This is a genomic window from Actinomycetospora sp. CA-101289, assembly GCF_050955895.1.
GTDB lineage: Bacteria > Actinomycetota > Actinomycetes > Mycobacteriales > Pseudonocardiaceae > Actinomycetospora.
The window spans coordinates 4,660,209-4,681,838 of sequence record NZ_CP192093.1 but is presented as its reverse complement, the minus strand read 5'-3'; the positions used below and the strand labels follow the sequence as shown (position 1 = coordinate 4,681,838).

Here is a 21,630-nt window from a genome sequence, read left to right as displayed (position 1 = left end):
GATAGTCTCGGGGTCCGGACCGTCCTGCTCGCCGTGAGGTTGCCCCGTGATGCCCCTCGACCGCCCGTCGGACACCGACGAGATCGACGGCGGGCTCGCCACCACCTTCGTCGAGCTCGCCGACGCCCTGTTCGCCGTGCCGCGCGAGCAGGGGGTGCTCGGCGTGGTCGAGCGGGTCGTCGAGGCGGCGAACGCCGTCGTGCCGGGTGCCGACCTGGTCTCGGTGGTGCTGCGCGGCCCCGACGGCGGGCTCGACACGGTGTCGGCGAACCACCCGGACGCCCAGGCGGCCGACGCGCTGCAGGGCGAGCTGGGCGAGGGCCCGAGCCACACCGTGCTGCACCGCGAGGGCGTCGGCGCGTGCCTGCAGCGCACCGGCGACCCGGACTCGCCGTGGCCGACGTTCGGCGCGCGGTGCGCCGAGGAGCTCGGGCTGCACGCGGTGCTGTCCACCGGCATGTTCCCCGGCGGCTCGCCGCCGCGCTTCGGCGCGCTGAACTTCTGGTCCCGGTCGGCGGACGGCTTCGACGAGGGCGACCGCGATCTCGCCCTCGTGCTCGCCGCCCACGCCGCCACCGCGATCGCCGCGGTGCAGAGCCGCACGGCCGCCGAGCTGCGCGAGACCCAGCTGCTCGAGGCGCTCCAGAGCCGCGACGTCATCGGCCAGGCCAAGGGCGTGCTCATGGAGCGCCGCGGCCTGTCGTCCGAGGAGGCCTTCGACGTGCTGCGCCGCACGTCGCAGGACCTCAACGTCAAGCTCCGCGAGGTGGCCCTGACCCTCGTGACCCGCCGCAGCGAGCTGTGAGCCGGGTGCGCTGACGCGCAGGTGAGCACTTCTCGGTGCCGGAGCACCGAGAAGTGCTCACGTGCGCGGAGCGCACCTGACGGGCAGCTCGTCGAGCCCGCCGGTGAGGCGCTCGGTGTGCAGGGTGAGCGCGGACGGGTCGACCGCCGCCTGCAGCCCCGGCAGGCGCCGGAACAGGGTCGCCAGGCCCACGCGCAGCTCGGTGCGGGCGAGGCTCGCGCCGATGCAGAAGTGCGGGCCGTGGCCGAACGACAGGTGCGGGTTCGGGGCGCGGTCGGGGTCGAAGTCGTCGGCGTCGCCGAACGCGCCCTCGTCGCGGTTGGCGGCGCTGGTGACGATGACGACGGCGTCGCCGGCCGGGATCGTCACCTGGTCCCCGTCGTCACCGCCCTCGCCCACGACGACGTCGGTGTGCGCGTAGCGCAGCAGCCCCATCCCGCCGGGCTCGGCGAGGCGCAGGACCTCCTCGACGATCCCGTCGACCTCGCCCTCGGGGTCGGCGACGAGCCGGTCGCGGGCCTCGGGGTTGACCAGCAGCAGGAGCACACCCAGCGAGAGCCGGTTGACCGTGGTCTCGTGCCCGGCGAACAGCAGCCCGGCGGTCAGCTCGGCGACGCGCTCGTCGGTGAGTCGCGGGTCCTGCGCCTGCGCGGCGACGAGGTCGGAGATGACGTCCTCGCCCGGCTCCGCGCGCTTGGCCTCGGCGACCTGCCCGGTGTAGCGCTGGAACTCGGCGCGGGCGATCGCCGGGTCGTCCCCGGTCATCGTCGCCATGCGCTCCGAGAGGCCCTTGAAGTAGACGCGGTCCTCGACGGGCACGCCCAGCAGCTCGCAGATCACGAAGATCGGCAGCGGTACCGAGAACCCGGCGTGCAGGTCGACCGGGTCGGTGCCGGCGTCGTGCGCGGCCACGAGGTCGTCGACGAGGCCCTCGGCCAGTTCGGCGACCCGGTCGTGCAGGCGGCGCATGCGCTTGGCCGAGAACGCCGGGGTGAGCAGGCGCCGCATGCTGGCGTGGTCTTCGTCCTCGTGCTCGTGGTCGCCGCTGGGGCCGGCCATGACGCCGGCGTCGGACACCTTGGCGGCCTCCTCGGGACGCGGGTGCGAGCGTCCGAGTCGGCGGTCGGCGAAGAGGGCCTTGGCCTCCTCGTAGCGCGTGGCCAGCCACGCGACGTCGCCGGCGGGCGTGCGGACCCGCGTCACCGGTCCGGCGGCGCGCAGGCGCTCGTAGAGCGGCGAGATGCGCAGGACGCCCTCGCGCGGGAACGGCAGCTGGGGCAGGTCGGGCGCCCCCTCGTCATCGGGGCCGTGGGCGGTCGAGGTCGCGATGGTGGTCACGGCATCTCCTCGGTGCGGTCGGTCGTGGGGGCGGTCGTGTCGGTGGCGCGGGTCGCCAGGCGGTCGAGCCAGGCCTGCTCCTCGCGGACGCGGCGCAGCACCTCGTCGAGCACGAGGGCGGCCCAGGGGTCGCCGGGGTCGCCGTCGGCGTCCGGCGCGGCGGCCTCGGCCAGCCCCGCGACCCGCGTGCGGCGCTCCCGCAGCACGCGCGCCCGGGCGTCGAGCACGCCCCGGCGCTCGTCGGGGGTGAGGCGGGCGAAGCCGGCGAGCCGGGCGAGGAACTCGGCCTCGTCGCCGGCGAGGTCGTCGGGGAGGTCGGCCAGCAGGTCGTGGAGCAGCTCGCGGCCGACGTCGGTGAGCGCGTAGACGTGCCGCGGCGGGCGACCCTCCTGCGGCTCGAGGGTGCGGGTGACCGCGCCGGCGTCGGAGAAGCGCTTGAGCGCGGGGTAGAGCGAGTTGTTGTGCAGCACGAAGCCCGTCGCCGCCTCCACGCGGCGCCGCAGCTCGTAACCGTGCGACGGCCGGCGGGCGAGCTGGCTCAGCAACAGCACGTCGACCCACACCTAGGTCAGCGTGACCTAGGTACGGCGAGAGCGCCACCCGACGTGAGCCCGTCGACACGACGGGTCACGGCCGGGGCAGCGGGTACGCCCGGTGGACGCATCCGCGGATCGAGGAGGACACGTGGCCGAGGGCCGCTTCACCGGCAAGGTCGTCATCGTCACCGGCGGGGGGTCGGGCATCGGCGCCGCGACCGCGCACCGCTTCGGGGCCGAGGGCGCGACGGTGGTGATCACCGGGCGGACGCAGGAGAAGTTGGACAAGGTCGTCGCCGACGCGCCGGCCGGGTCGTCGCTGCACGCGCGGGTCGCCGACACCTCCGACGAGCAGGCGGTGACCGCGCTGGTCGCCGAGGTCGTCGCCGAGCACGGGCGCCTGGACACGCTGGTCAACAACGCCGCCGTCGCCGAGCCGGGCACGGTCGAGGACCTCGACGCCGACGCCTGGCGCCGGGTGATGGCCACCGACGTCGACGGCGTCTTCTACGCCTCGAAGGCCGCGCTGCCCCGCCTGCGCGAGGCCGGCGGCAGCATCGTCAACGTCGGCTCGGTGTCCGGGCTCGGTGGCGACTGGGGCATGGCGGCCTACAACGCCGCGAAGGGCGCGGTCACCAACCTCACCAACTCGATGGCCCTCGACCACGCGGGCGAGGGCGTGCGCGTCAACGCCGTGCACCCGAGCCTGACCGTCACCGACATGTCCGAGGGCATCCGCGAGGACGACGCGACGATGACGGCGTTCCGCCAGCGCATCCCGATGGGCCGGCCCGCCGAGCCCGCCGAGGTCGCGGACGTCATCGCGTTCCTCGCGAGCCACGACGCGCGCTTCGTCAACGGCGCGCACATCCCCGTCGACGGGGGGCTGGGCGCCTCGAACGGTCAGCCGAACATGAGCTGAGCTAGGCCCCGAGCAGCGTGCGCCAGACGCGCCCCGCGCCCCGGCCGTCGAGCACCGAGTGCACGGCGACGGCGCCGGTCTTGTCCACCGCGCCGCCGCCGGGGCCGTGGGCGGTGTCGGCGCTGCCGCCGAGCAGCCGGTCGGCGGGGAAGGCGGCGCCACGCGGGCGGGTCAGCGAGACGCGGTACCGGTGGCCGTCCACGGTGACCCGGAGCCCCGCGGACCCCTCGTACCAGGGGAACGCCAGCCGCTCGACGGCGGCGAGCGGGGCGTCGAACACCACGCCGGCGGCGGTGACCAGCCGCAGGCGCCCCGCGTAGAGGCTCAGCACGCCGGGCACGGTGGTGCGCGCGCGGAGCAGCCAGGCCGGCGTCGCGTAGGACGGGGCGAGGTGGGTGGGGCTGGCGGGCGTCAGACGGGTGGCCACGGCGACCTCAGGGGCGAGATGACGGAGACCCGTGTCACTGTAGGTGCCTTCCGCCGGGCCTCGCTGGTGCAGACGAGTGATTCGGCTAGGGAACGACGGTGACGGGCCACTTCCCGGCGCGCACCAGGCGTCCGGCCAGCGAACCGACCAGCCGGTGCCCGGCCTTCATCGACGCCCCGACGACGACGGCGTCCACCCGGCGTTCGTCGGCCAGGCGCACGATCTCGGTGTACGGGTCGCCCTGGCGCGCGATCAGTTCGCCCGTGAGCTCGAGGTCCTCGAGGTAACGACGCGCCTCGCCCTGGACGTCGGCGGCGAGCTCTCCGGCGGCCTCGGTGAGCACCGGCAGCGCGCCGGGCGCCATGGCCGCGAGCGGGGACGTCGTCGCCACCGTCAGCACCAGCAGGTGCGCGTGCTGCCGGCGTGCCAGGCCGGCGGCGTAGGCGCCGGCGCGCAGCGAGGTGATCGACCCGTCGACCGCGGTGAGGATGGTGCCGGGGCCGTCGGTCCCGAGCTCGAAGCCCGTCATGGACCCGATCTTCCTCCTGCGCGGCCGGCGCCGCCTCAGCCGGCGAACTGCACCGCGCTGCGCTGCCCCACCCGGTGCGCGATCTGCTCGTCGATGATCCGCCGGTGCTCGGGGTGCTCGGGGTGGTCGCGGTAGGCGGCGTAGGCGTCGACGTCGTCGAACACCGCGACGACGGCGAAGTCGCCGTTGCCGTTGCCGTTCGCGAGGCCGGCGTCGCGCCCGCAGGTCCACGACCGCAGGCCGGCGAGGTCGGCGCCGTCGACGAACTCCCGCAGCGACGCGGCGATGCCGTCCACGACGGCGGGGTCCCGGGCGGCGTCGCTGTCGGGCGCCCAGGCGAACGTGACCACGTGCGTGAAGCTCATGCGCGCCATCCTCCCGTGGCCGCGATCGGGTTGGTGATCCCCACGTAGATCGGGTCCTCGCCGCGCCCGGCGGCCCAGCTGCGCAGGTGCGCCTTCGCGGGCAGGGTCGCGCTGGTCAGCAGGTCGTGCGCCCCGGGGGCGGCGTCGGGATCGTCGACCGCGGCGAGGGTCGCGGCGACCGTGCGCCACAGCGCCTCCTCGCCCACCGTGTGCCGCCCGAGCACGGCGACGAGCAGGGCGAGGTGGTTCACCACCGCGTGGTAGCGCAGCCGCCGCCACGCGTCGGCCGGCGTGTAGACCAGCGGCGACGCGGGGTCGAGGCCGGGCGGGACGCGGTCGGCGCGGACGTGGGCGCCCTCGAGGTCGCGCACCCGGCACCCGGTCGGCCACCCGTCGGGGCCGGTGCGCAGCAGGGTGTTCTGGGGGTGGGCCTCGAACCCGATCCCGTGCCGGCCGAACAGCGCCAGCAGCGGCACCAGCGACACCGCGAGCCAGCGCCGCAGCCAGCCGTGGACGTCGCCCGCGGCGCGCACGTCCGCGAGCAGCGGCGGCTCCTGCCCGCCCGGGCCGTCCTCGAGCACCGCGGCCAGCACCCGCCACCCGCCCGGCGGGAAGGGTTCGCGGGTGATGACGGTGAGGTCCGCGGCGAGGCGCTCGCCGCCGACCGCGGGGTCGACGGTGCGGAAGCCCGTGTCGGCGAGCACGCCGAAGCCCGCGGGCAGCGGACCGAGGCCCGCGACGACGGCGGCCGCGTCCACCGCGCGCCGCGCCTGCTCCGGCGGCGTGGTGCGCACGAAGTGGGTCAGGCGGGCGCGCAGCGGCAGCTTCCACTGCACGCCGGCCGCGGGGTCGACGACGGTGCGCACCGACGACGTCGGCCACACCGGCGCGCCGACCGGCCCGATCCACCGCGCGGCACCCTCGGCCGCGAGCCGCGCGAGCGTCGGGTCGTCGGCGAGCACGCGCGCCTGGTACGGGTGCACGGGCACCGCGGACCAGCCCGCGGGCAGGCGTTCCGCGACGGCCGGCGGCGGGTCGCCGGGCGCGCCGGCGGCGAGGACCACGCGCGGGTGCAGCGCGAGGTGGTGCAGGACGAACGCGGCGCCGAGCTCGGGCGCCCAGGCGGCGAGGTCGTCGTCGCCCAGGCCCTCGGCGCTCTTCGGGGTCGGGTGGAATGGGTGGCCCAGGAGCAGCGACTGCTCGGCGTCGCGCGTGGGGTCGCCGGTGGCCCGCGGTGGCGCGTCCAGGTAGCGGGCGGTGCGGGCGACGCTGTGGGCGACCAGCGCGGCGAGGCGGTCGACCGGCTGGCCCTCCCCGCCATCGTCGAGAACGGCCTCGAGGATCGTGGTGACGACGTCCTCGTGCGCGGCCGGCCGCGGCCCGGACCCGGTGTCGAGCGTCGCCCCCGGCCCGAGGCGGTGGTGCCCGGTGGGCGACCAGCTCCGGAGCGCGACGCCGAGGGTGCCGGCGGGCAGCGTCACCCGCAGGACGTGCCCGTCCCCGCCCGCGTCACGGTCGGCGGGCGGGTCCAGCTCGCGCAGCAGCGACGCGACCAGGCGTTCCCGGGCGGCGAGCTCGGCGCGAGCGGTGGACGGGCTGCTCACCCGGCGCCGCTGACCGACGGGGCGCGCACGTCCCGGCGGAAGCGGCGCTTGTAGGACTCCCAGTCGAACCGGGCGAGGAACTCCTCGGCCGCCCGGTAGCCCGCGTCGTAGAGCCCGCGGGCACGTGCCGGGCTGACGCCGAAGTCGAGCAGCCCGACCGCGCCGGCGTCGACGTGGATGGTGCGCGCGGCGACCCAGGGCTGGTTGAGCACCGCCTGGTCGCGGCCGAGGAGCATCGTCGTGACCAGCTGCTCGAGCAGGCGCAGCGGGGCGGGCTGCGGGATGTCGAACCAGCGGGAGTGGAACAGGGCGACGCGGTCGCCGATGCCGGGCTTCGGGGCGGTGGTGATCGTGATCCCGAACGTCGGCCACCCGGGCTCGCGGCCGTCGGTGCGGTCGAGCGAGTCGATGGGGAAGTTGGACAGGATCCCGCCGTCCACCAGCGTGGACGTCAGCCCGGTGTACGGGTTGGTCAGCGTGGTGGGCCGGAAGAGGAACGGGATCGCCATCGAGGCCCGGACCGCGTCGGCCACCGGTTGCTCGTCCGGGTCGAGCCCGTACACCGACCGGTAGTCCCACGGCAGGCGCACCAGCTGGCCGAGCGTCAGGTCCGAGCACGTCACCACCAGCCGGTAGCGCTGCTCGGGCGGCAGGGACGGGTCGTCGATGCGCAGGTCGCCGAACGTCCGCACGCCCAGCGCCGCGAGCTCGTCGGTGACCCAGGTGTGCAGCCACTCGCCCTGGTAGAGGCCCTGCCCGCCGACGAACGCCAGCGCCGGGCCGACCAGCGGCAGGCGCCCGAGGCCGCCGGGGTCGGCGACCTGGCGGAAGTCCAGCCGCGCCGTGATCTCGCCCAGCTGCTCACCGGTCGCGCCCGCGGCGGTCACCGCCGCGACGAGCGCGCCCGCCGACGTGCCCGAGACGCGGTGCGGCGTCCAGCCCTGGTCGGTCATCGCCGCGACCGCACCGGCGAGCCCGATGCCCTTGACCCCGCCGCCCTCGAGCACGAGGTCGGCCGGCCGTGTGGTGGTCCTGGCCATGGGCCCACTCTTCCCCTCGTCGGGCGGGCGCGGCACCGGGGTGGTGGGGTGGGTCGGTGAGTGCCCCCTCCGGACCGTCCGCCCTGGGCGACGAGCCCTTCGTATCGCTGACGACGTTCCGGCGCACCGGCGAGGGGGTCGCGACACGGGTGTGGGTGGCCCGCGACGGGAGGACGGCGCCCTCGTCGTCACGACCCCGGCGTCGAGCGGCAAGGTCGAGCGACTGCGCCGCGACCCGCGGGTGGTCCTGCGGCAGGCCGGGCCGCCCGTGATCCTGCGGCTGCGGGGCTGAGGCTCACCCGCCTGCGTCCCGGCGGGCGAGGTCCGCGCGCGCCTCGTCGCGTTCGGCGAGGGCTTCGTCCCGCTCGGCCCGCGCCGTCGCGAGGTCGCGCTGCGCGTCGGCGAGATCCCCGCGCAGGACGAGGATCGACGCCGCTCCGGCGATGGTGTGGCCCTCGTCGGCCAGCTCGCGCACCCGCGCGGCGAACTCCACCTGGCGCCGCGAGTACCGGCGCTGCCCGCCGTCGGAGCGGTGCGGGTGCAGCAGGTCGGCGGCGTCCAGGCTGCGCAGGAACGCCGGCGCGACGCCGATGAGGTCGGCGGCCCGCCCGATGGTCAGGGCCGGGTAGTCGGTGTCGTCGAGGCGTTCGACGCCCATGGTGGCCCTCCTGGGGGACGTGCGGCCGACGTGCGCGAGCACCCGCCGGGTCGGCCCGGCGGGTGCTCGCGGCGGGGGAGATGGTCGGACGGGTCAGCTCGCGGGCGCCTCCTCCGCGTGGTGCCCGGGGGCGCCCTCGATGCTGGTGCTGCCGGCGGCGTGCTCGATCTCGATGCGGCGCGGCTTGGCCTTGTCGGCCACCGGGATCGTCAGGGTCAGCACGCCGTCGGTGTACGACGCGTGCAGCCGCTCGAGGTCGAGGTCGCGCCCCAGCATCAGCTGGCGGCTGTAGCGCCCGCGCGGTCGCTCGGCGACCAGGTAGTCGCCGTCGCCGCTCGGCGCGGTGCGCGCGGCGGTGACGGTCAGCGCGTTGCCCTCCACGGACACGTCGATCGAACCGGGGTCGACACCGGGCAGGTCGAACGAGGCGACGAAGTGGTCACCGGCCCGGTAGACGTCCATCGGCATGCCGCTCGAGGCCTGGTGGCGGGCGGCGCCCGTGAGGCGCTCGAGCGCGCGGAAGGTGTCGAAGGGGTCGTAGTTCAGCAGCACGATCGGTCATCTCCTTCCGTCGCCGCACTGCGTTCTTGCTGGTTCCGACGCAGATAGTTATAGCTCTACCTACAAGTTTGCGCAAGTACTTCGTGGAGGAATCTCCGGCGGTCGGTCCCGCGTGCGAACGTGTGTTCGTGTCGAGCGAGCCGACGATCCTGCACGCGGATCTCGACGCCTTCTACGCCTCGGTCGAGCAGCGCGACGACCCGTCGCTGCGCGGGCGCCCGGTGATCGTCGGCGGCGGGGTGGTGCTCGCCTGCAGTTACGAGGCCAAGGCGCGCGGCGTGCGCACGGCCATGGGCGGGCGGATGGCCCGGGCCCTGTGCCCCGACGCGGTGGTGGTCCCGCCGCGCATGGAGGCCTACAGCGGGGCGAGCCGGGCCGTGTTCTCGGTGTTCTCCTCGGTGACCCCGCTGGTGGAGCCCATCTCGATCGACGAGGCGTTCCTCGACGTCGCGGGGCTGCGGCGCATCGCGGGGCCGCCGTCGGAGATCGCGGCGCGGCTGCGGCGGGCCGTCGCCGACGACGTCGGGCTGCCGATCACCGTGGGCGTGGCGGCCACGAAGTTCCTCGCGAAGGTCGCCAGCCGCGTCGCCAAGCCCGACGGGCTGCTCGTGGTCGAGCCCGGCCGCGAGCTGGAGTTCCTGCACCCGCTGCCCGTCGAGGTGCTCTGGGGCGTCGGCGAGGTGACCTCGCGCAAGCTCCACGGCCACGGCGTCCGCACGGTCGGCGACCTCGCCGCCATCGGCGGGCCCACCCTCGAGTCGCTGCTCGGGCGCGCCGCCGGGCGGCACCTCGACGCGCTGGCGCACGGGCGCGACCCCCGCCGCGTGCAGGTCGGCCGCCGCCGGCGCTCCGTCGGCGCGCAGCGTGCGCTCGGGCGCGACCCGGTCTCGCCCGAGCGCGCCGACGCGGTGCTCATCGGGCTGGTCGACCGGGTCACGCGCCGGATGCGCCGGGCCGGGCGCACCGGGCGCACGGTGACGCTGCGGCTGCGCTTCGCCGACTACGCCCGCGCCACCCGCTCGCACACCCTGGCCGCGGCCACCGACGAGACCGACGCGGTCCTCGCCGCCGTCCGCCTGCTCGCCGCCGCAGCCGCCCCGCTGATCGCCGAACGCGGGCTGACCATGCTCGGCGTGGCCGTCGGCAACCTCGACGACGAGGGCGGGGCGCAGCTCGAGCTGCCGTTCGCCGGCGACGCGCACCCGCACTCGCTCGACGTCGCCGTCGACGACGTCCGCGAGCGCTACGGCCTCACCGCCCTCACCCGCGCGACCCTCCTCGGCCGCGACCAGGGGCTCGAGATGCCGATGCTGCCCGACTGATCGTCGGTGGCGGACCGTTCCTGTCCGCCGTGGACGGCACGCTGGGCGCATGGACATCCTGACCGGCGACGACCTCCCGCCCGGCTACGGCACCGTCAACCCCTTCGTCGCGGTGCGCGGGCCCGGCGGCGCCGAGGGCTTCCTGCGCTTCGTCGCCGACGTCCTCGGCGGTCGCGAGACACGCGCCGCCCACACCGTCGACGCCGACGGCCTGCTCATCCACGCCGAGGTGTGCGTCGGCGACTCGACGATCATGGTGTGCGACGCCAAGCCGCACTGGGCGTCCACCCCGGCCCTGCTCCAGGTCTACGTGCGCGACGCCGACGCGGTCGTCGCCGCGGCCCGCGCCGCCGGCGCCGAGGTCGTCACGGAGCCGACCCCGTTCCACGGCGGCCAGCGCCTGGCGCGGCTGCGCGACCCGTGGGGCGGCCTCTGGTGGCTGTTCGAGTACGGCCCCAACAGCGTCGCGCCGTCCGAGAGGCCCGACGAGGTGCCCTCCTGGCGCCCGGACCCTGCGGCGCCGCCGAGCTACGTGCACCGGACGATCGACGAGGCCCTGAGCGTCCCTAGATCTTCTTCTCCCGCCAGGCGCGCTCGAACGGCAGGCGCCAGGCGTTGGGCGCGATGAGCTGGTGGATGGCGTTCGGCCCCCACGAGCCGACGGGGTAGGGCTTGACGGGCGGGGGGTCGGCGAGCAGCGGGATCGCGCGCTCCCACAGCGACTCGATGCCCTCCGACGTGGTGAACAGCGTGTGGTCGCCGCGCATCGCGTCGAGGATCAGGCGCTCGTAGGCCTCGAGCACGTCGGACGCCTCGCCGGTCTCCTGGGTGGAGAACTGCATCGAGAGCTTCTGCAGCCGCATCCCGGGCCCCGGGCGCTTGCCGTAGAACGACAGCGACACCCGCGAGGAGTCGGCGAGGTCGAACGTCAGGTGGTCCGGGCCCTGGGTGCCGACGCCGGAGCCCGGCGGGAACATCGTCCGCGGGGCCTCCTTGAACGCGATCGAGATGATCCTCTGGCCCTCGGCGAGCTGCTTGCCGGTGCGCAGGTAGAAGGGGACGCCCGCCCACCGCCAGTTGTCGACGCCGACGCGCAGCGCGATGAACGTCTCGGTGTCGGAGTCGTTCGCGACGTCGTCGTGCTCGCGGTAGCCGCCGAACTGCCCGCGCACCACGTCGCCGGGGTGGATCGGCAGCAGCGAGCGGAAGACCTTGTTCTTCTCCTCGCTGATCGACCGCGGCTCGAGCGCCGTCGGCGGCTCCATGGCCACGAACGCCATCACCTGCATGAGGTGGGTGACGACCATGTCCTTGAACGCGCCGGTGGCCTCGTAGAAGTTCGCGCGCGTCTCCAGGCCCAGGGACTCGGGGATGTCGATCTGGACGTGGTCGATGAAGTTCCGGTTCCAGATCGGCTCGAACAGCCCGTTGGCGAAGCGGAACGCGAGGATGTTCTGCGCCGCCTCCTTGCCGAGGAAGTGGTCGATGCGGAACACCTGCGACTCGGCGAACACCTCGTGCACGAAGGCGTTGAGCCGCACCGCGCTCTCGAAGTCGTGCCCGAACGGCTTCTCCATGATCACGCGCGCGCCGGTGGCGAGGTCGGCGTCGCGCAGCATCTCCACCACGGCCTGCGCGGCCTTCGGCGGCACCGAGAGGTAGTGCAGCAGCCGCGTGCCGTCGCCGAGCTGCGCCTGCGCCTCCTTCACCGCCGCGGTGAGGCCCTCCGGGCCCGCGCTGTGGGGCACGTAGGTCAATCGCGCGGCGAAGTCGTCCCAGGCGGCCTCGGCGAGCTTGTGCATCCCGTAGTTCTGCACCGAGTCGTGGGCGAGGTCGCGGAACCCCTCGGTGTCGAGGTCCTCCATCGCCGTGCCGACGATGCGGATCGCCGGCGCGAGCTCCGACTCCGCGAGGTAGGCCAGCCCGGGCAGGAGCTTGCGCTTGGCGAGGTCGCCGGTGCAGCCGAACAGGACGATCACGTGCGGGGCGATCGGGTCGAGGTCGCGCCGGAAGGGGCGCGATCCGGGACCGGGGTAGGCGACGGACTCCACCTCGCGGTCGGTCATGTGACGGGACCGTAGTACCCGGGAGTGACGTCCGTGGGTCATCGCCGTGAGGACAGCGGCGAGGACTCAGCCGTCCTCGAGGATCCGCCGCAGGCTCTCCAGGTCGCGGGCCACGTGGTCGGCGTCGGCGGCGAACTCCTCGTCGCTCATCCCGTCGCGGCGGCGGACGTGGAACACGACCTCGGCGCCGTCGCCGAGCGGGACCACGCGCAGCGGGTTGGGCACCTCGGTGCCGTCGGGCAGGCGCACGGTGTGGTCGAGCACGCCGAGGTCGTTCGGCGGCGCGAAGACCACCTCGACCCGGCCCATCGGTGAGTCCGCGAGCCACGTGCCCGGCCGGTCGGGCGCCTCGGACACCTGGGCCTCCGCGAGCCCGGACGCCCACTCCACGAGGTGACGGGGGTCCGCCGCGTACGCGTAGACCTCCCGCCAGTCGCGCCGGATCGTCGTCGCCACGAGCCGTGTCTCTGTCACGTCGGCGATCCTGGACCCCCGTGGCGCGCGGGTCGTGGACGGATCGGACACCGACCTCAGCGCAGGTCCACCGCGAACCGGAAGCGCACGTCGCCGCGCGCGAGCCGGTCCATCGCCTCGCCGAGCCGCGCGGCGGGCACGACCTCGACGTCGGCGGTGATCCCGTGATCCCCGCAGAACGCGAGCATCTCCCGCGTCGCGGGCACGCCGGCGCTCCCGGTGCCGGCGATCCGCTTCTCGCCGACGACGAGGCTCATCGGGTCGACGCGCAGCGGCCGGCCCGGGATGCCGGCGAGGACGTAGGTGCCGTCCACCGCCAGCGCGGCGAGGTAGGGCGCGAGGTCGATGTCGGCGCCGGTCGTGTCGAGCACGAGGTCGCAGCGCCGGTGCTGGGCGTCCATCTCCTTCGCGTCGGAGGACACGACGACGTCGTCGGCCCCGAGGGCGCGGGCGGCGTCGCCCTTGGCCGGCGACGAGGTGAAGGCGACGGTCTCGGCGCCGAGCGCGTGGGCGAAGCGGATCGCGAGGTGCCCCAGCCCGCCGACCCCGACCACGCCGACCGTGGTGCCCGGCCCCGCGCCGAAGCGGCGCAGCGGCGACCACGTGGTGGCCCCCGCGCAGAGCAGCGGCGCCACGCCGGCCGGGTCGAGGCCGGCGGGGGAGGCGTACACGAAGTGCTCGTCGACCACGATCTCGTCGGAGAACCCGCCCTGGGTGGTGCCGCCCGAGACGCGGTCGGGGCCGCCGTAGGTCAGCGTCGGGAACTCCCGGCAGTCGTTCTCCCGGCCCGCGCGGCACTCCGGGCAGACGCCGCAGGAGCCGATGATGTTGCCGACGGCGACCGCGTCCCCGACCGCGAAGGCCGCGACGTCCGGGCCGACGGCGGTGACCTCGCCGACCATCTCGTGCCCCGCGACCAGCGGGAACGCCGCCGGGTCGCCGTGGCGCAGCGCCGCGAGGTCGCTCGCGCAGAGCCCGCAGAAGGTCACCCGTACGACGACGTCGCGGGCGCCCGGGTCGCGGCGCGCGAACGTCCACGGCGCCGGCGCCGACCCCGGCGCACTCGCTGCCCATCCCGTCACCTGGTGCACGGTGTCTCCTCCGAAACAAACTGGTTGGTTACCGACGCCCACGCTAGGCCGCGTCCTCGCCCGACGCAAACCAAACGGTTAGTCTCTCGGTATGGGTGACGGCCAGGCGACGCGGCGCCGACTGCTGGACGCGGCCGCGGCCGAGTTCGCGCGCTACGGCATCGCCGGGGCGCGCGTCGACCGGATCGCGGCGGCCGCCCCGGCGAACAAGGCGCAGATCTACGCGTGGTTCACCTCGAAGGACGGCCTGTTCGACGCGGTCTTCGCCGAGCACCTGGCCCTGATCGTCGACCTCGTCCCCCTCGACGCCACCGACCTGCCCGGCTACGCGGTCCGGCTCTACGACTCCTACCTCGAGCGGCCCGAGGTCGTGCTGCTCGCGACGTGGGCGCGCCTCGAGCGGGTGCCGACCGGCGACCTGCTCACCCCGGCCGCCGACGACGTCGCGAGCAAGCTCGCGGCGATCCGCGAGGCCCAGGACCGGGGGCTGGTCACCGCGGACACGGCGCCCGCGGACGTGTACTCCATGGTCATCGCGCTGTCGATGGCCTGGTCGCCGGCCAGCGTCACCATCGCGGCCGGCACGGGCGACGACCCGGCCGAGCACGAGCGCCGCCGCACCGCCCTCGCCGCCGCGGTCCGGGGGGCCTTCACGCCCGCTGCCGACTGGTCCGGGGCCTGATCACGCCGAACCGACCGGCCCGCCGCGACGATGATCGGGTCGTCGGGGTCGGGTCGATCGGGAGGGGAGCACGCGTGCTGCGGTGGGCCGGGTTCCTGGCGGGGGCCGGGGCCACGGGCGCGCTGCTCGTCCCCGAGCTGACGGGGCTGGAGCGGCGGTCGCCGTGGCCCGTGCTGCTCGCCGCCCGGCCCGTGCTCGCCGGCGGCGTCGGGCTCGCGGCCGGCCTGCTGGCGGCGGCGTCCCCGCGGGCCCGCCCGCTCGCCCTCGGCGCGGCGGCCGTCGCCGGGCTCGTGGTCGCCCGGCTGCCGCGGACGACCGCGCCGGCACCGGGCCCCGTCCGGCTGACCGTCCTCGTCGCCAACGTGTGGCAGGGCCGCGCCGACACCGCGGCACTCGCGGCGATCGTGCGCGCCGAGCGCCCCGACCTCGTCGTGCTGCCCGAGGCCGGCGAGCGGTTCCGCGCGCGCCTGGAGCCCGCGATCGCCGACCTCGGCTACCGCGCCCGCACCGCCCCGCCGCCGCGCGCCCACCGCCACGTCCCGCGCGACCCCGACGGCCCCTGGACGACGGTGCTCACCGCGCCGTCGCTCGGGGACGTCGACGTCGCCCCGGTGGCCGACGGCGGGCTCTACGGCTGGCTCGAGGTCAGCGGCGGGGCGCTGGGCGGGGTCCGCGTGCTGGCGACGCACCCGGTGGCCCCGGTCCGCGGGCTGGTCGGGCGCTGGGCCCGCGAGCTGGAGCTGGTCACGGCGTGGCGGGTGGCCGCGCGCGGCCCGACCGTCGTCGCCGGCGACCTCAACACCACCGTCGAGCACCGCGCGCTGGCCGCCCTCGGCGAGGGGCGCGCGCCGGGACACCCGCCGACCTGGCCGTCGCGCTGGCCGCGCTGGCTCGGGTTCCGCATCGACCACGTCCTCGCCGGCGGCGGGATCGCGGTGCGCGCCACGCGCGTGCTCGACCTGCCCGGCAGCGACCACCGGGCCGTGCTCGCGCACCTCGGCTGAGTCGGGCCGGAGTGTCAGCGAAGTGGCGTCGCTGACGTTGAGTGTCCGTATCGGTACTTCGATCACTCGCGGGCCGGGGCGGGCGACCTCCCCGCCAGCACCGCGCGCGCCGTCACCGCCACCGCGCCCAGGTACGCCAGCGCGCACCCCGCGAGCAGGGTGAGGCCCGCCGGCCCCAGCGCCTCGAGCGGCAGCATCCGGAAGGCGTGCACGAGCAGCACGGCGAGGCCCAGGCCGACCGCCGCGCCCATCGTCGCCACCAGCGCCAGGCGGGTCCGCGCGGCGAGGGTCGTCCCGGCGAGCAGGACAGCCGGGACGGCGAGCAGGAGCATCCCGTGCACGCCGACGGCGTGGGGGAGCACGAGGTCGCCGCCCGCGGTGGCGGGACGGAAGCCGGCGTAGTCGGGGCCGACGGTGGCGGCCTCGGGCCCGAAGTACGCGCCGGAGACGCCGAACCCGCTGCCGATCCCGCCCCGGTAGACCCCGCTGTTCGTCGAGATCATGACCATGCCGGTCGCCGCCCCGACCAGCACGACCACGACGCCGCCGACCACGCCGAGCCGCACCCCGGCCGCCGATCCTCGCGAGCGCAGCGCCACCCCGAGCAGCACGACCATCCCGACGACGAACACCACCGCGGTGCCCGCGGCGCCCCCGCGCACCAGGGCGGCGTCGAGCGGGGTCGTGAAGTTGTAGTGGCTGGGCACGCCGCGCCAGGCCTGGACGGCCATCACCGCCGTCTCGACGACCGCGAACGCCAGCACCGCGCCCCCGACGACGTGGCGCTGCCACGGCCTCGTGCGCAGGCGGGGCAGCACCGCGGCGACCGACCAGCACAGGAGCCAGCCGGTCTCGGCGAACGTCGCCGGCTTGCGCAGCGACACCGGTCCGCTGACGGGTCCGTCGAGCACGACCATCGCGACGAGGTGCACCACCATCGCCACCAGCAACGCCGCGCCGGCGACCCACAGGACGCGCGGCCAGGACGAGGGCGTTCGGGTCGGTGCGTCGGGGGACGCGAGCGTCGTGGTCACGGCACCGCCTCGGTCAGGTCGTTACACCTCGTCACGATTGACCAGATGGCGCCGTTCGTCAAGGGAACGGTCAGTCGTCGCCCACCCACGTCCACCGCGGCACCTCGCGCAGCGGGTGCAGCTCGTCGTCGGTCTCGGCGTGCGAGTTCTGCATCGCCACCCGGCTGCCGAACTCGACGTGCTCGACGACGGCCGACCGGAACCGCGGGTCGTCCGGGAGCCCGGCGGCGTCGAGGGCGGCGAGGTAGAGCTCGACGAAGCGCTGCCGCTGCTCCTCGGTGATCCGCAGGCCCCGGTGCACCGCGATGAGGTGCGCGAACCCGAGCTCGCGGGAGAACCGGTCCGGGCCGCCGAAGGACTCCGCGGTGAACGCCGTGAGGTGCGGGACGTGCTCCGGGCGCCCGGCCCCGAACAGCTGCACCAGGAGCGGGTCGCGCAGCACGCTCGCGTAGAACAGCTCCTCGAGGCGGTGGATCGCCGCCTCGCCGCCGGCGAACTCGTACAGGCTCGGCATGGCGTCCACGGTAGGGGACCCGCGTGCACGGGGACCCGCTCGTGCTGCGGGCGTGTGCGGCCCCGCCGCCCGGGGCACCACGCCCCATGGACACGACCACGGAGCGCCCGGCGGCGACGGGGCGCTCGATCGTCGCCGGGGTGCTGATCGGGGTCGGCGTCGCGGCCTTCCTCGACGAGACCGTCTTCCACCAGCTCCTGCACTGGCACCACTTCTACGACGGCTCGACGCTCGAGGCCGGCCTGGTCTCCGACGGCGTCTTCCACGCCGGCGGCTGGCTCGCGATCGTCGTCGGCCTGTTCCTCTTCGCCGACCTGCACCGGCGCCGCACCACCGTCCCCAGGCGCGTGTGGGCCGGCGGGCTGCTCGGGTGGGGCCTCTTCCAGGTCTACGACGGGCTCTTCCAGCACAAGGTGCTCGGGCTGCACCAGATCCGCTACGGCGTCGAGCTGCTGCCCTACGACCTCGCCTGGAACCTCTCGGGCGCGGTCGGCGCGGTGATCGGCGCCGTGCTGCTGTTCGGTCCCGCACGCCCCATCGCGGCCCGGTCCTGACCGTGCACGGCACCCACGACGTCGCCGCCGGCCCCGCGCTCTGGCCGGCGCTCCCGGTCGCGGCGGTGGGGGTCCTCTACCTGGCCGGCGTCGTGCGCCTGCACCGGCGCGGCGTCCGGTGGTCGCTCGCGCGGACCCTCGCCGCGGGCGCCGGCCTCGCGACGCTGGCCGCGGCGCTGCTGCTGCCCCGCACCGGCTTCGTCGTCCACGTCGCCGGCCACCTCCTGCTCGCGATGGTCGCGCCGCTGCTCCTGGCCCTCGCCGCACCCGTCACGCTGGCCCTGCGCGCACTGCCCCCGGCGGGGCGCCGGCGCCTGCTCGGGGTGCTGCGCAGCGCCCCGGTGCGCGTGCTGACGCGGGTGCCGGTGGTGCTCGCCCTCGAGCTCGGCGGCATGTACGCCTTCTACCTCACCGACCTGTTCGCGCTGGCCCACGCGCATCCCGCGCCGATGGCGCTGGTCGACCTGCACATGGTGCTGGCCGGGCTGCTGCTCAGCGTCCTGCTCGTCGGGCGCGACCCGCTGCCGCACCGTCCCGGGCTGGTCGGGTCGCTGCTGGCGCTGCTGGTCGCCGCCGCGGGGCACGACGTGCTCGCCAAGGTGATATACGCGCGGCTCCTGCCCGCGCACGCCGGCAGCCCCGACGAGGTCCGCCTCGGCGCCCAGGTCATGTACTACGGGGGCACGGTGGTCGAGGTCGCGCTGGCCGTCGTGCTCATGACCGCCTGGTACGCCCGCACCGGGCGCGAGCTGGCCCGCGAGAGACGGCGTGCGGTCAGTGCTGCGCCGGTTCCGGCCGGGCGCCCAGCACGCGGGTGAGCGCCGCGAGCAGCTCCGGGACGTCGCCGCGCGGCACGACGGCCTGCACGAGCGTCACGCGCTGCGGGTGCGCGCCGGCGTCGGCCAGCGCCGCCCGCAGCGCGCCGACGGTGGTGACGCGGGAGGCCGCCACCTGGTCTCCGCCGCCGAGGGCGCGCGCGAGCAGCGGCCAGTCCCACGGGGTGATGTCGTTGTAGGGCTCGTCGGGCCCGTGGATCGCGCGCTCGACGGTGTAGCCGTCGTTGTCGACCACGACGATCACCGCCGGGATGCGCTCGCGCAGCACCGTGGCGAGCTCGGTGGCCGTCATCTGCCCGGCGCCGTCGCCGATCAGCAGCACGCCGCGCTGCCCGGGCCGCGCGGTGCACGTGCCGAGCAGCGCCGGGAGCGTGTAGCCGATCGACGCCCACAGCGGCTGCCCGACGAACGTGACGCCGGCGGGCAGCCGGTGCGGGGCCATGCCGTAGAAGCTCGTGCCCTGGTCGGCGAGCACGATGTCGCCGCTGCGCAGGAACGCGCCGACCTCGCGCCAGAGCGTCGTCTGCCCGAGCGGCTCGTCGTCCGGAGCCGCCGCGACGTCCGACGCGGGGGCGGCGAGCGGCGCGGTCGGCGCCGGCCCGGTACGGCGCGCGGCGACCTCGGCGACCAGGGGCTCCAGCGCGGCCAGCGCCGTCGGCAGCTCCACCGGCGTGAACGTGGCCGCGCCGACCGTCACCGAGCGCGGGCCGACGTCGATCGTGCGGCTGCGGGTGATGTGCTGGGTGAACATGCCGCTGTTGAGGTCGGTGAACTGCACGCCCGCGACGACGAGCACCGCGGCGTCCTCGATCGCGGCGCGCGTGGCCGGCGGGCTCGTCGCGCCGGTGTAGGTGCCCGCGAACCGGGGCGCGCTCTCGTCGACCAGGCTCTTCGCCCACGGCGTGGTGGCGTGCGGCAGCGGGCCGGCGAGGAGCAGGCGGTCGAGGGTCTCGGCCGCGCCGAGCCGGTGCACGCTCAACCCGGCGAGCACGGCGACGTCGTCGGGCGAGGACGCCGACTCCAGCAGGCGGCGCGCGGCGTCGACGAAGCCGGCCAGCGCCTCGGGGTCGGTGGTGTCCACCGGCGGCGGCAGCGCCGCGGCGGCCGGCTCCACCGGCAGCGCGGCCACGTCGGCGGGGATGACGAGGTAGCCGGGCAGGCGCTGGTCGCGCACCGCGCGCAGCACCCGGTCGATCTCCGGGACGGCGTCCTCGGGGGTCAGCGACGCCCGCGCGCACGTGATGTCCGCGTGCATGGCGGTGAAGTGGCCGAACTTCCCGTCGCCGAGGGTGTGGTGCACGGGCCGCCGCAGGGCCTGCGAGCTCAGCGCCGGCGCGCCGACGACGTGCACGACGGGCACGTGCTCGGCGTAGCTGCCGGCGATCGCGTTGATGGCGCTCAGCTCGCCGACGCCGAACGTCGTGCACAGTGCGGCGATCCCGCGCAGGCGCCCGTAGCCGTCGGCGGCGTAGCCGGCGTTGAGCTCGTTGGTGCACCCCGTCCACCGGACCGTCGGGTGGTGCGTGACGTGGTCGAGCATGGCGAGGCTGTAGTCGCCGGGGACGCCGAAGACGCGGTCGACACCGAGCTCCGCCAGCCGGTCGACGAGGTGGTCGGCGACGGTGTGTGCGCTCACGGGCGGCACACTCCCATTCAGGACCCGGTGCGGGACAGGATCGCGGCGCGGTCGGGCTTGCCCTGCTCGGTGAGCGGCACCTCGTCCATCGCCACGAGCACGAGGCCCGCGGCCACCGCGTCCCCGTGCTCGGCGGCCACCGCGTCGCGGCACGTCGCGACGGCGGCCGGCGCGGACCCCGCCCACGGCGCCACCGCGGCCACGCGGCGGTCGTGCGCCGGGTCCACCACGACCACCGCGTACCGCACCCCCGGCACCCGCATCAGCGTGTCCTCGACGCCGGTCGGCGTCACCAGCCGGCCGTCGACCACCGCGCAGTCAGCCGCGCGCCCGAGGATGTGCAGGTACCCCTCGGCGTCGAGGCGGCCCAGGTCACCGGTGCGGTACCAGCCGTCGACGAAGTGCTCGGCCTGCTCCTGCGGGCGGTGGCGGTAGCCGTGCGCCATCGCCGGCGAGCGCACCTCGATGGTCCCGGACGACGGGTCGAGGGCGCCGTCCGCGCCGCGGAAGCGCACCTCGACGCCCGGACGGATGCGCCCCGCGCCGTGCGCGCCGTCGGGGTCGTACTCGGGTGGGGTCAGCGCGCTGACGATCCCGATCTCGCTGGCCCCGTAGGTGTGCGCCACGACGGGGCCGAGCCGCTCGCGGGCGCGGCGACGGAGGGCCGGCGGCGCCGACGCGCCGATGTGCGTCACGGCGCGCAGGGAGGAGAGGTCGCGCCGGTCGACGTCGGGGTGGTCGACGAGCGCGAGCAGCTGGGGCTCGACGAGGAAGAGGTCGGTGATCCGCTCGGCCTCGATCGCCGCGAGCAGGGCGGCGGGGTCGGAGTCGTCGCGCAGGACCACGACGCCGCCGCCGACGAGCGTCTGCGTGACGAGGATCTGCGTCAGGTAGGCCTCCGCCCCCGACGCGAGCTGGCGGCGCTCCGGGCGCGGCGGGGTGGCGACGGCGTGCGCCCACGCCGCGAAGTCGCGGACGCTGCTCTTGGGGATGCCCGTGGTCCCGCCGGAGGACAGGAGGACGCCGAGGGCGTCGAGCTCGGCCCCCGGGTCCAGCGGGGCGGGGCTCTGCTGCGCCGCGAGCTCGTCGAGGCGCAGCGGGATGCCCGGGACGGGGCCGACGGCGGCGAGCGGTGCGGTGGTCCCGGGCAGCAGGTGGGCCGTCGCGGGGAACACGACGACCAGGCGCGGGTCGAGCTGCGCGAGCTGCCGGGCGCGGCGGTCGGCGCCGGGCGGCGCGGACAGGTAGCAGGACCCCGCGCCGAGGAGGTGTGTCGCGTGGCGCACGGCGAGCGCCTCGGGGCGGTTGGGCCCGTACTCCGCGACGAGGTCGCCGGGCCCGATGCCCAGCCCGCCCAGGGCGCGCGCGTAGCGGTGGATCATCGCGAGGAGCTCGGCCCCGGTGGTCTCGCCGTCGGGGTGGCGCAGGACCACGCGGTCCCCGGCGGCCGCGAGCGCGGCGACGACCAGCTCGATCGACGGGCGCAGCGTCGGGGGCGTCGCCGTGTTCGTCACGCTCCGTACCGTCCCCCGCGGCAGTCGATGGAGGCCAGCGGCCGAACGGGTGGCCGGAGGGCGGTCCCGGGGCGGACCGGGCGACACTCCGGGCGATCCCGACGAGAGGAGCCCGGAC

The 21,630-nt window shown here is 75.9% G+C and carries 25 protein-coding genes; 9 read left to right on the top strand and 16 right to left on the bottom strand.

Annotated features, from left to right (window positions below; genetic code table 11):
• Positions 1 to 49 precede the first annotated feature (49 nt).
• Positions 50 to 805, top strand: coding sequence for an ANTAR domain-containing protein (locus tag ACQPX6_RS23440; protein WP_433788336.1), 756 nt, complete (start codon positions 50 to 52; stop codon positions 803 to 805).
• A gap of 57 nt (positions 806 to 862) precedes the next feature.
• Here ACQPX6_RS23440 and ACQPX6_RS23435 read toward each other — a convergent pair whose 3' ends face one another.
• On the bottom strand, positions 863 to 2,134 hold the full coding sequence (locus ACQPX6_RS23435; protein ID WP_433788335.1) for a cytochrome P450: 1,272 nt from the start codon (positions 2,132 to 2,134) through the stop codon (positions 863 to 865).
• A gap of 5 nt (positions 2,135 to 2,139) precedes the next feature.
• Positions 2,140 to 2,706 (bottom strand): PadR family transcriptional regulator, encoded by a 567-nt coding sequence (locus tag ACQPX6_RS23430; RefSeq protein WP_433782865.1) that lies wholly within the window; start codon positions 2,704 to 2,706, stop codon positions 2,140 to 2,142.
• A 121-nt stretch (positions 2,707 to 2,827) separates the two neighbouring features.
• Here ACQPX6_RS23430 and ACQPX6_RS23425 point away from each other — a divergent pair, with 121 nt between their 5' ends.
• A complete protein-coding gene (locus ACQPX6_RS23425) occupies positions 2,828 to 3,601 on the top strand; it encodes an SDR family NAD(P)-dependent oxidoreductase (protein WP_433782864.1) in 774 nt (257 codons plus the stop codon).
• 1 nt (position 3,602) lies between these two features.
• Here the strand turns inward: ACQPX6_RS23425 and ACQPX6_RS23420 are convergent, their stop codons facing one another.
• The 5 genes from ACQPX6_RS23420 to ACQPX6_RS23400 all read right to left on the bottom strand — a co-directional run bounded on the left by ACQPX6_RS23420 (position 3,603) and on the right by ACQPX6_RS23400 (position 7,566).
• Complete coding sequence (locus ACQPX6_RS23420) at positions 3,603 to 4,028, bottom strand: hypothetical protein (protein ID WP_433782863.1); 426 nt, start codon at positions 4,026 to 4,028, stop codon at positions 3,603 to 3,605.
• A gap of 85 nt (positions 4,029 to 4,113) precedes the next feature.
• Positions 4,114 to 4,557: a universal stress protein gene (locus tag ACQPX6_RS23415; protein ID WP_433782862.1), complete on the bottom strand. Its 444-nt coding sequence runs from the start codon at positions 4,555 to 4,557 to the stop codon at positions 4,114 to 4,116.
• Between the two features lie 35 nt (positions 4,558 to 4,592).
• On the bottom strand, positions 4,593 to 4,922 hold the full coding sequence (locus ACQPX6_RS23410) for a Dabb family protein (RefSeq protein ID WP_433782861.1): 330 nt from the start codon (positions 4,920 to 4,922) through the stop codon (positions 4,593 to 4,595).
• Positions 4,919 to 6,526, bottom strand: coding sequence for an IucA/IucC family protein (locus ACQPX6_RS23405; protein WP_433782859.1), 1,608 nt, complete (start codon positions 6,524 to 6,526; stop codon positions 4,919 to 4,921). Before ACQPX6_RS23405 ends, ACQPX6_RS23410 begins: the two co-directional genes overlap by 4 nt.
• Positions 6,523 to 7,566: a patatin-like phospholipase family protein gene (locus ACQPX6_RS23400; RefSeq protein WP_433782857.1), complete on the bottom strand. Its 1,044-nt coding sequence runs from the start codon at positions 7,564 to 7,566 to the stop codon at positions 6,523 to 6,525. Before ACQPX6_RS23400 ends, ACQPX6_RS23405 begins: the two co-directional genes overlap by 4 nt.
• A gap of 151 nt (positions 7,567 to 7,717) precedes the next feature.
• Between ACQPX6_RS23400 and ACQPX6_RS23395 the strand changes: the two genes are divergently transcribed.
• Positions 7,718 to 7,858 (top strand): hypothetical protein, encoded by a 141-nt coding sequence (locus ACQPX6_RS23395; RefSeq protein ID WP_433782855.1) that lies wholly within the window; start codon positions 7,718 to 7,720, stop codon positions 7,856 to 7,858.
• Positions 7,859 to 7,861: 3 nt separating this feature from the next.
• Here ACQPX6_RS23395 and ACQPX6_RS23390 read toward each other — a convergent pair whose 3' ends face one another.
• Complete coding sequence (locus tag ACQPX6_RS23390; protein WP_433782853.1) at positions 7,862 to 8,224, bottom strand: MerR family transcriptional regulator; 363 nt, start codon at positions 8,222 to 8,224, stop codon at positions 7,862 to 7,864.
• Positions 8,225 to 8,317: 93 nt separating this feature from the next.
• The gene (locus tag ACQPX6_RS23385) at positions 8,318 to 8,776 is read right to left on the bottom strand and encodes an Hsp20/alpha crystallin family protein (protein ID WP_433782851.1); all 459 of its coding nucleotides are present in this window, start codon (positions 8,774 to 8,776) and stop codon (positions 8,318 to 8,320) included.
• Between the two features lie 131 nt (positions 8,777 to 8,907).
• On the opposite strand from ACQPX6_RS23385, the gene dinB reads away from it, so the two are divergent.
• Both dinB and ACQPX6_RS23375 read left to right on the top strand, forming a co-directional pair.
• Positions 8,908 to 10,107 (top strand): DNA polymerase IV, encoded by a 1,200-nt coding sequence (dinB, locus tag ACQPX6_RS23380; RefSeq protein WP_433782850.1) that lies wholly within the window; start codon positions 8,908 to 8,910, stop codon positions 10,105 to 10,107.
• A 49-nt stretch (positions 10,108 to 10,156) separates the two neighbouring features.
• The gene (locus ACQPX6_RS23375) at positions 10,157 to 10,735 is read left to right on the top strand and encodes a VOC family protein (protein WP_433782848.1); all 579 of its coding nucleotides are present in this window, start codon (positions 10,157 to 10,159) and stop codon (positions 10,733 to 10,735) included.
• Here ACQPX6_RS23375 and zwf read toward each other — a convergent pair.
• The 3 genes from zwf to ACQPX6_RS23360 form a co-directional block, all read right to left on the bottom strand.
• Positions 10,674 to 12,173 (bottom strand): glucose-6-phosphate dehydrogenase, encoded by a 1,500-nt coding sequence (zwf, locus tag ACQPX6_RS23370; protein ID WP_433782846.1) that lies wholly within the window; start codon positions 12,171 to 12,173, stop codon positions 10,674 to 10,676. The two genes, ACQPX6_RS23375 and zwf, sit on opposite strands and share 62 nt — an antisense overlap.
• 66 nt (positions 12,174 to 12,239) lie before the next feature.
• A complete protein-coding gene (locus ACQPX6_RS23365; RefSeq protein ID WP_433782844.1) occupies positions 12,240 to 12,647 on the bottom strand; it encodes an SRPBCC family protein in 408 nt (135 codons plus the stop codon).
• Between the two features lie 56 nt (positions 12,648 to 12,703).
• Entirely contained in the window at positions 12,704 to 13,729 is a 1,026-nt protein-coding gene (locus ACQPX6_RS23360) for an NAD(P)-dependent alcohol dehydrogenase (protein WP_433782843.1), read from the bottom strand.
• A gap of 100 nt (positions 13,730 to 13,829) precedes the next feature.
• Between ACQPX6_RS23360 and ACQPX6_RS23355 the strand changes: the two genes are divergently transcribed.
• Together ACQPX6_RS23355 and ACQPX6_RS23350 are read left to right on the top strand one after the other, a co-directional pair.
• A complete protein-coding gene (locus ACQPX6_RS23355; protein WP_433782841.1) occupies positions 13,830 to 14,420 on the top strand; it encodes a TetR family transcriptional regulator in 591 nt (196 codons plus the stop codon).
• 74 nt (positions 14,421 to 14,494) lie between these two features.
• Complete coding sequence (locus tag ACQPX6_RS23350; protein WP_433782839.1) at positions 14,495 to 15,424, top strand: endonuclease/exonuclease/phosphatase family protein; 930 nt, start codon at positions 14,495 to 14,497, stop codon at positions 15,422 to 15,424.
• Between the two features lie 62 nt (positions 15,425 to 15,486).
• On the opposite strand, the gene ACQPX6_RS23345 is transcribed toward ACQPX6_RS23350, so the two are convergent.
• Together ACQPX6_RS23345 and ACQPX6_RS23340 are read right to left on the bottom strand one after the other, a co-directional pair.
• Entirely contained in the window at positions 15,487 to 16,458 is a 972-nt protein-coding gene (locus tag ACQPX6_RS23345; RefSeq protein WP_433782837.1) for a hypothetical protein, read from the bottom strand.
• A 70-nt stretch (positions 16,459 to 16,528) separates the two neighbouring features.
• A complete protein-coding gene (locus tag ACQPX6_RS23340) occupies positions 16,529 to 16,972 on the bottom strand; it encodes a group II truncated hemoglobin (RefSeq protein WP_433782836.1) in 444 nt (147 codons plus the stop codon).
• 86 nt (positions 16,973 to 17,058) lie between these two features.
• On the opposite strand from ACQPX6_RS23340, the gene ACQPX6_RS23335 reads away from it, so the two are divergent.
• Complete coding sequence (locus ACQPX6_RS23335) at positions 17,059 to 17,526, top strand: DUF2243 domain-containing protein (protein WP_433782834.1); 468 nt, start codon at positions 17,059 to 17,061, stop codon at positions 17,524 to 17,526.
• A gap of 2 nt (positions 17,527 to 17,528) precedes the next feature.
• Positions 17,529 to 18,344, top strand: a complete 816-nt coding sequence (locus ACQPX6_RS23330) for a cytochrome c oxidase assembly protein (RefSeq protein ID WP_433782832.1) — start codon at positions 17,529 to 17,531, stop codon at positions 18,342 to 18,344.
• Here ACQPX6_RS23330 and ACQPX6_RS23325 read toward each other — a convergent pair.
• Together ACQPX6_RS23325 and ACQPX6_RS23320 are read right to left on the bottom strand one after the other, a co-directional pair.
• Complete coding sequence (locus tag ACQPX6_RS23325; RefSeq protein ID WP_433782830.1) at positions 18,301 to 19,998, bottom strand: alpha-keto acid decarboxylase family protein; 1,698 nt, start codon at positions 19,996 to 19,998, stop codon at positions 18,301 to 18,303. The genes ACQPX6_RS23330 and ACQPX6_RS23325 overlap by 44 nt on opposite strands.
• A gap of 17 nt (positions 19,999 to 20,015) precedes the next feature.
• A complete protein-coding gene (locus tag ACQPX6_RS23320; protein ID WP_433782828.1) occupies positions 20,016 to 21,512 on the bottom strand; it encodes a class I adenylate-forming enzyme family protein in 1,497 nt (498 codons plus the stop codon).
• Between the last annotated feature and the right edge of the window lie 118 nt (positions 21,513 to 21,630).

What these genes read in the sequence shown, in the direction of transcription:
- ACQPX6_RS23440 (WP_433788336.1), top strand. Translation starts at nt 50, where the DNA reads ATGCCCCTCGACCGCCCGTCGGACACCGACGAGATCGACGGCGGGCTC.
- ACQPX6_RS23415 (WP_433782862.1), bottom strand. Translation starts at nt 4,557, where the DNA reads ATGACGGGCTTCGAGCTCGGGACCGACGGCCCCGGCACCATCCTCACC.
- ACQPX6_RS23410 (WP_433782861.1), bottom strand. Translation starts at nt 4,922, where the DNA reads ATGAGCTTCACGCACGTGGTCACGTTCGCCTGGGCGCCCGACAGCGAC.
- ACQPX6_RS23400 (WP_433782857.1), bottom strand. Translation starts at nt 7,566, where the DNA reads ATGGCCAGGACCACCACACGGCCGGCCGACCTCGTGCTCGAGGGCGGC.
- ACQPX6_RS23390 (WP_433782853.1), bottom strand. Translation starts at nt 8,224, where the DNA reads ATGGGCGTCGAACGCCTCGACGACACCGACTACCCGGCCCTGACCATC.
- ACQPX6_RS23375 (WP_433782848.1), top strand. Translation starts at nt 10,157, where the DNA reads ATGGACATCCTGACCGGCGACGACCTCCCGCCCGGCTACGGCACCGTC.
- zwf (WP_433782846.1), bottom strand. Translation starts at nt 12,173, where the DNA reads ATGACCGACCGCGAGGTGGAGTCCGTCGCCTACCCCGGTCCCGGATCG.
- ACQPX6_RS23355 (WP_433782841.1), top strand. Translation starts at nt 13,830, where the DNA reads ATGGGTGACGGCCAGGCGACGCGGCGCCGACTGCTGGACGCGGCCGCG.
- ACQPX6_RS23340 (WP_433782836.1), bottom strand. Translation starts at nt 16,972, where the DNA reads ATGCCGAGCCTGTACGAGTTCGCCGGCGGCGAGGCGGCGATCCACCGC.
- ACQPX6_RS23335 (WP_433782834.1), top strand. Translation starts at nt 17,059, where the DNA reads ATGGACACGACCACGGAGCGCCCGGCGGCGACGGGGCGCTCGATCGTC.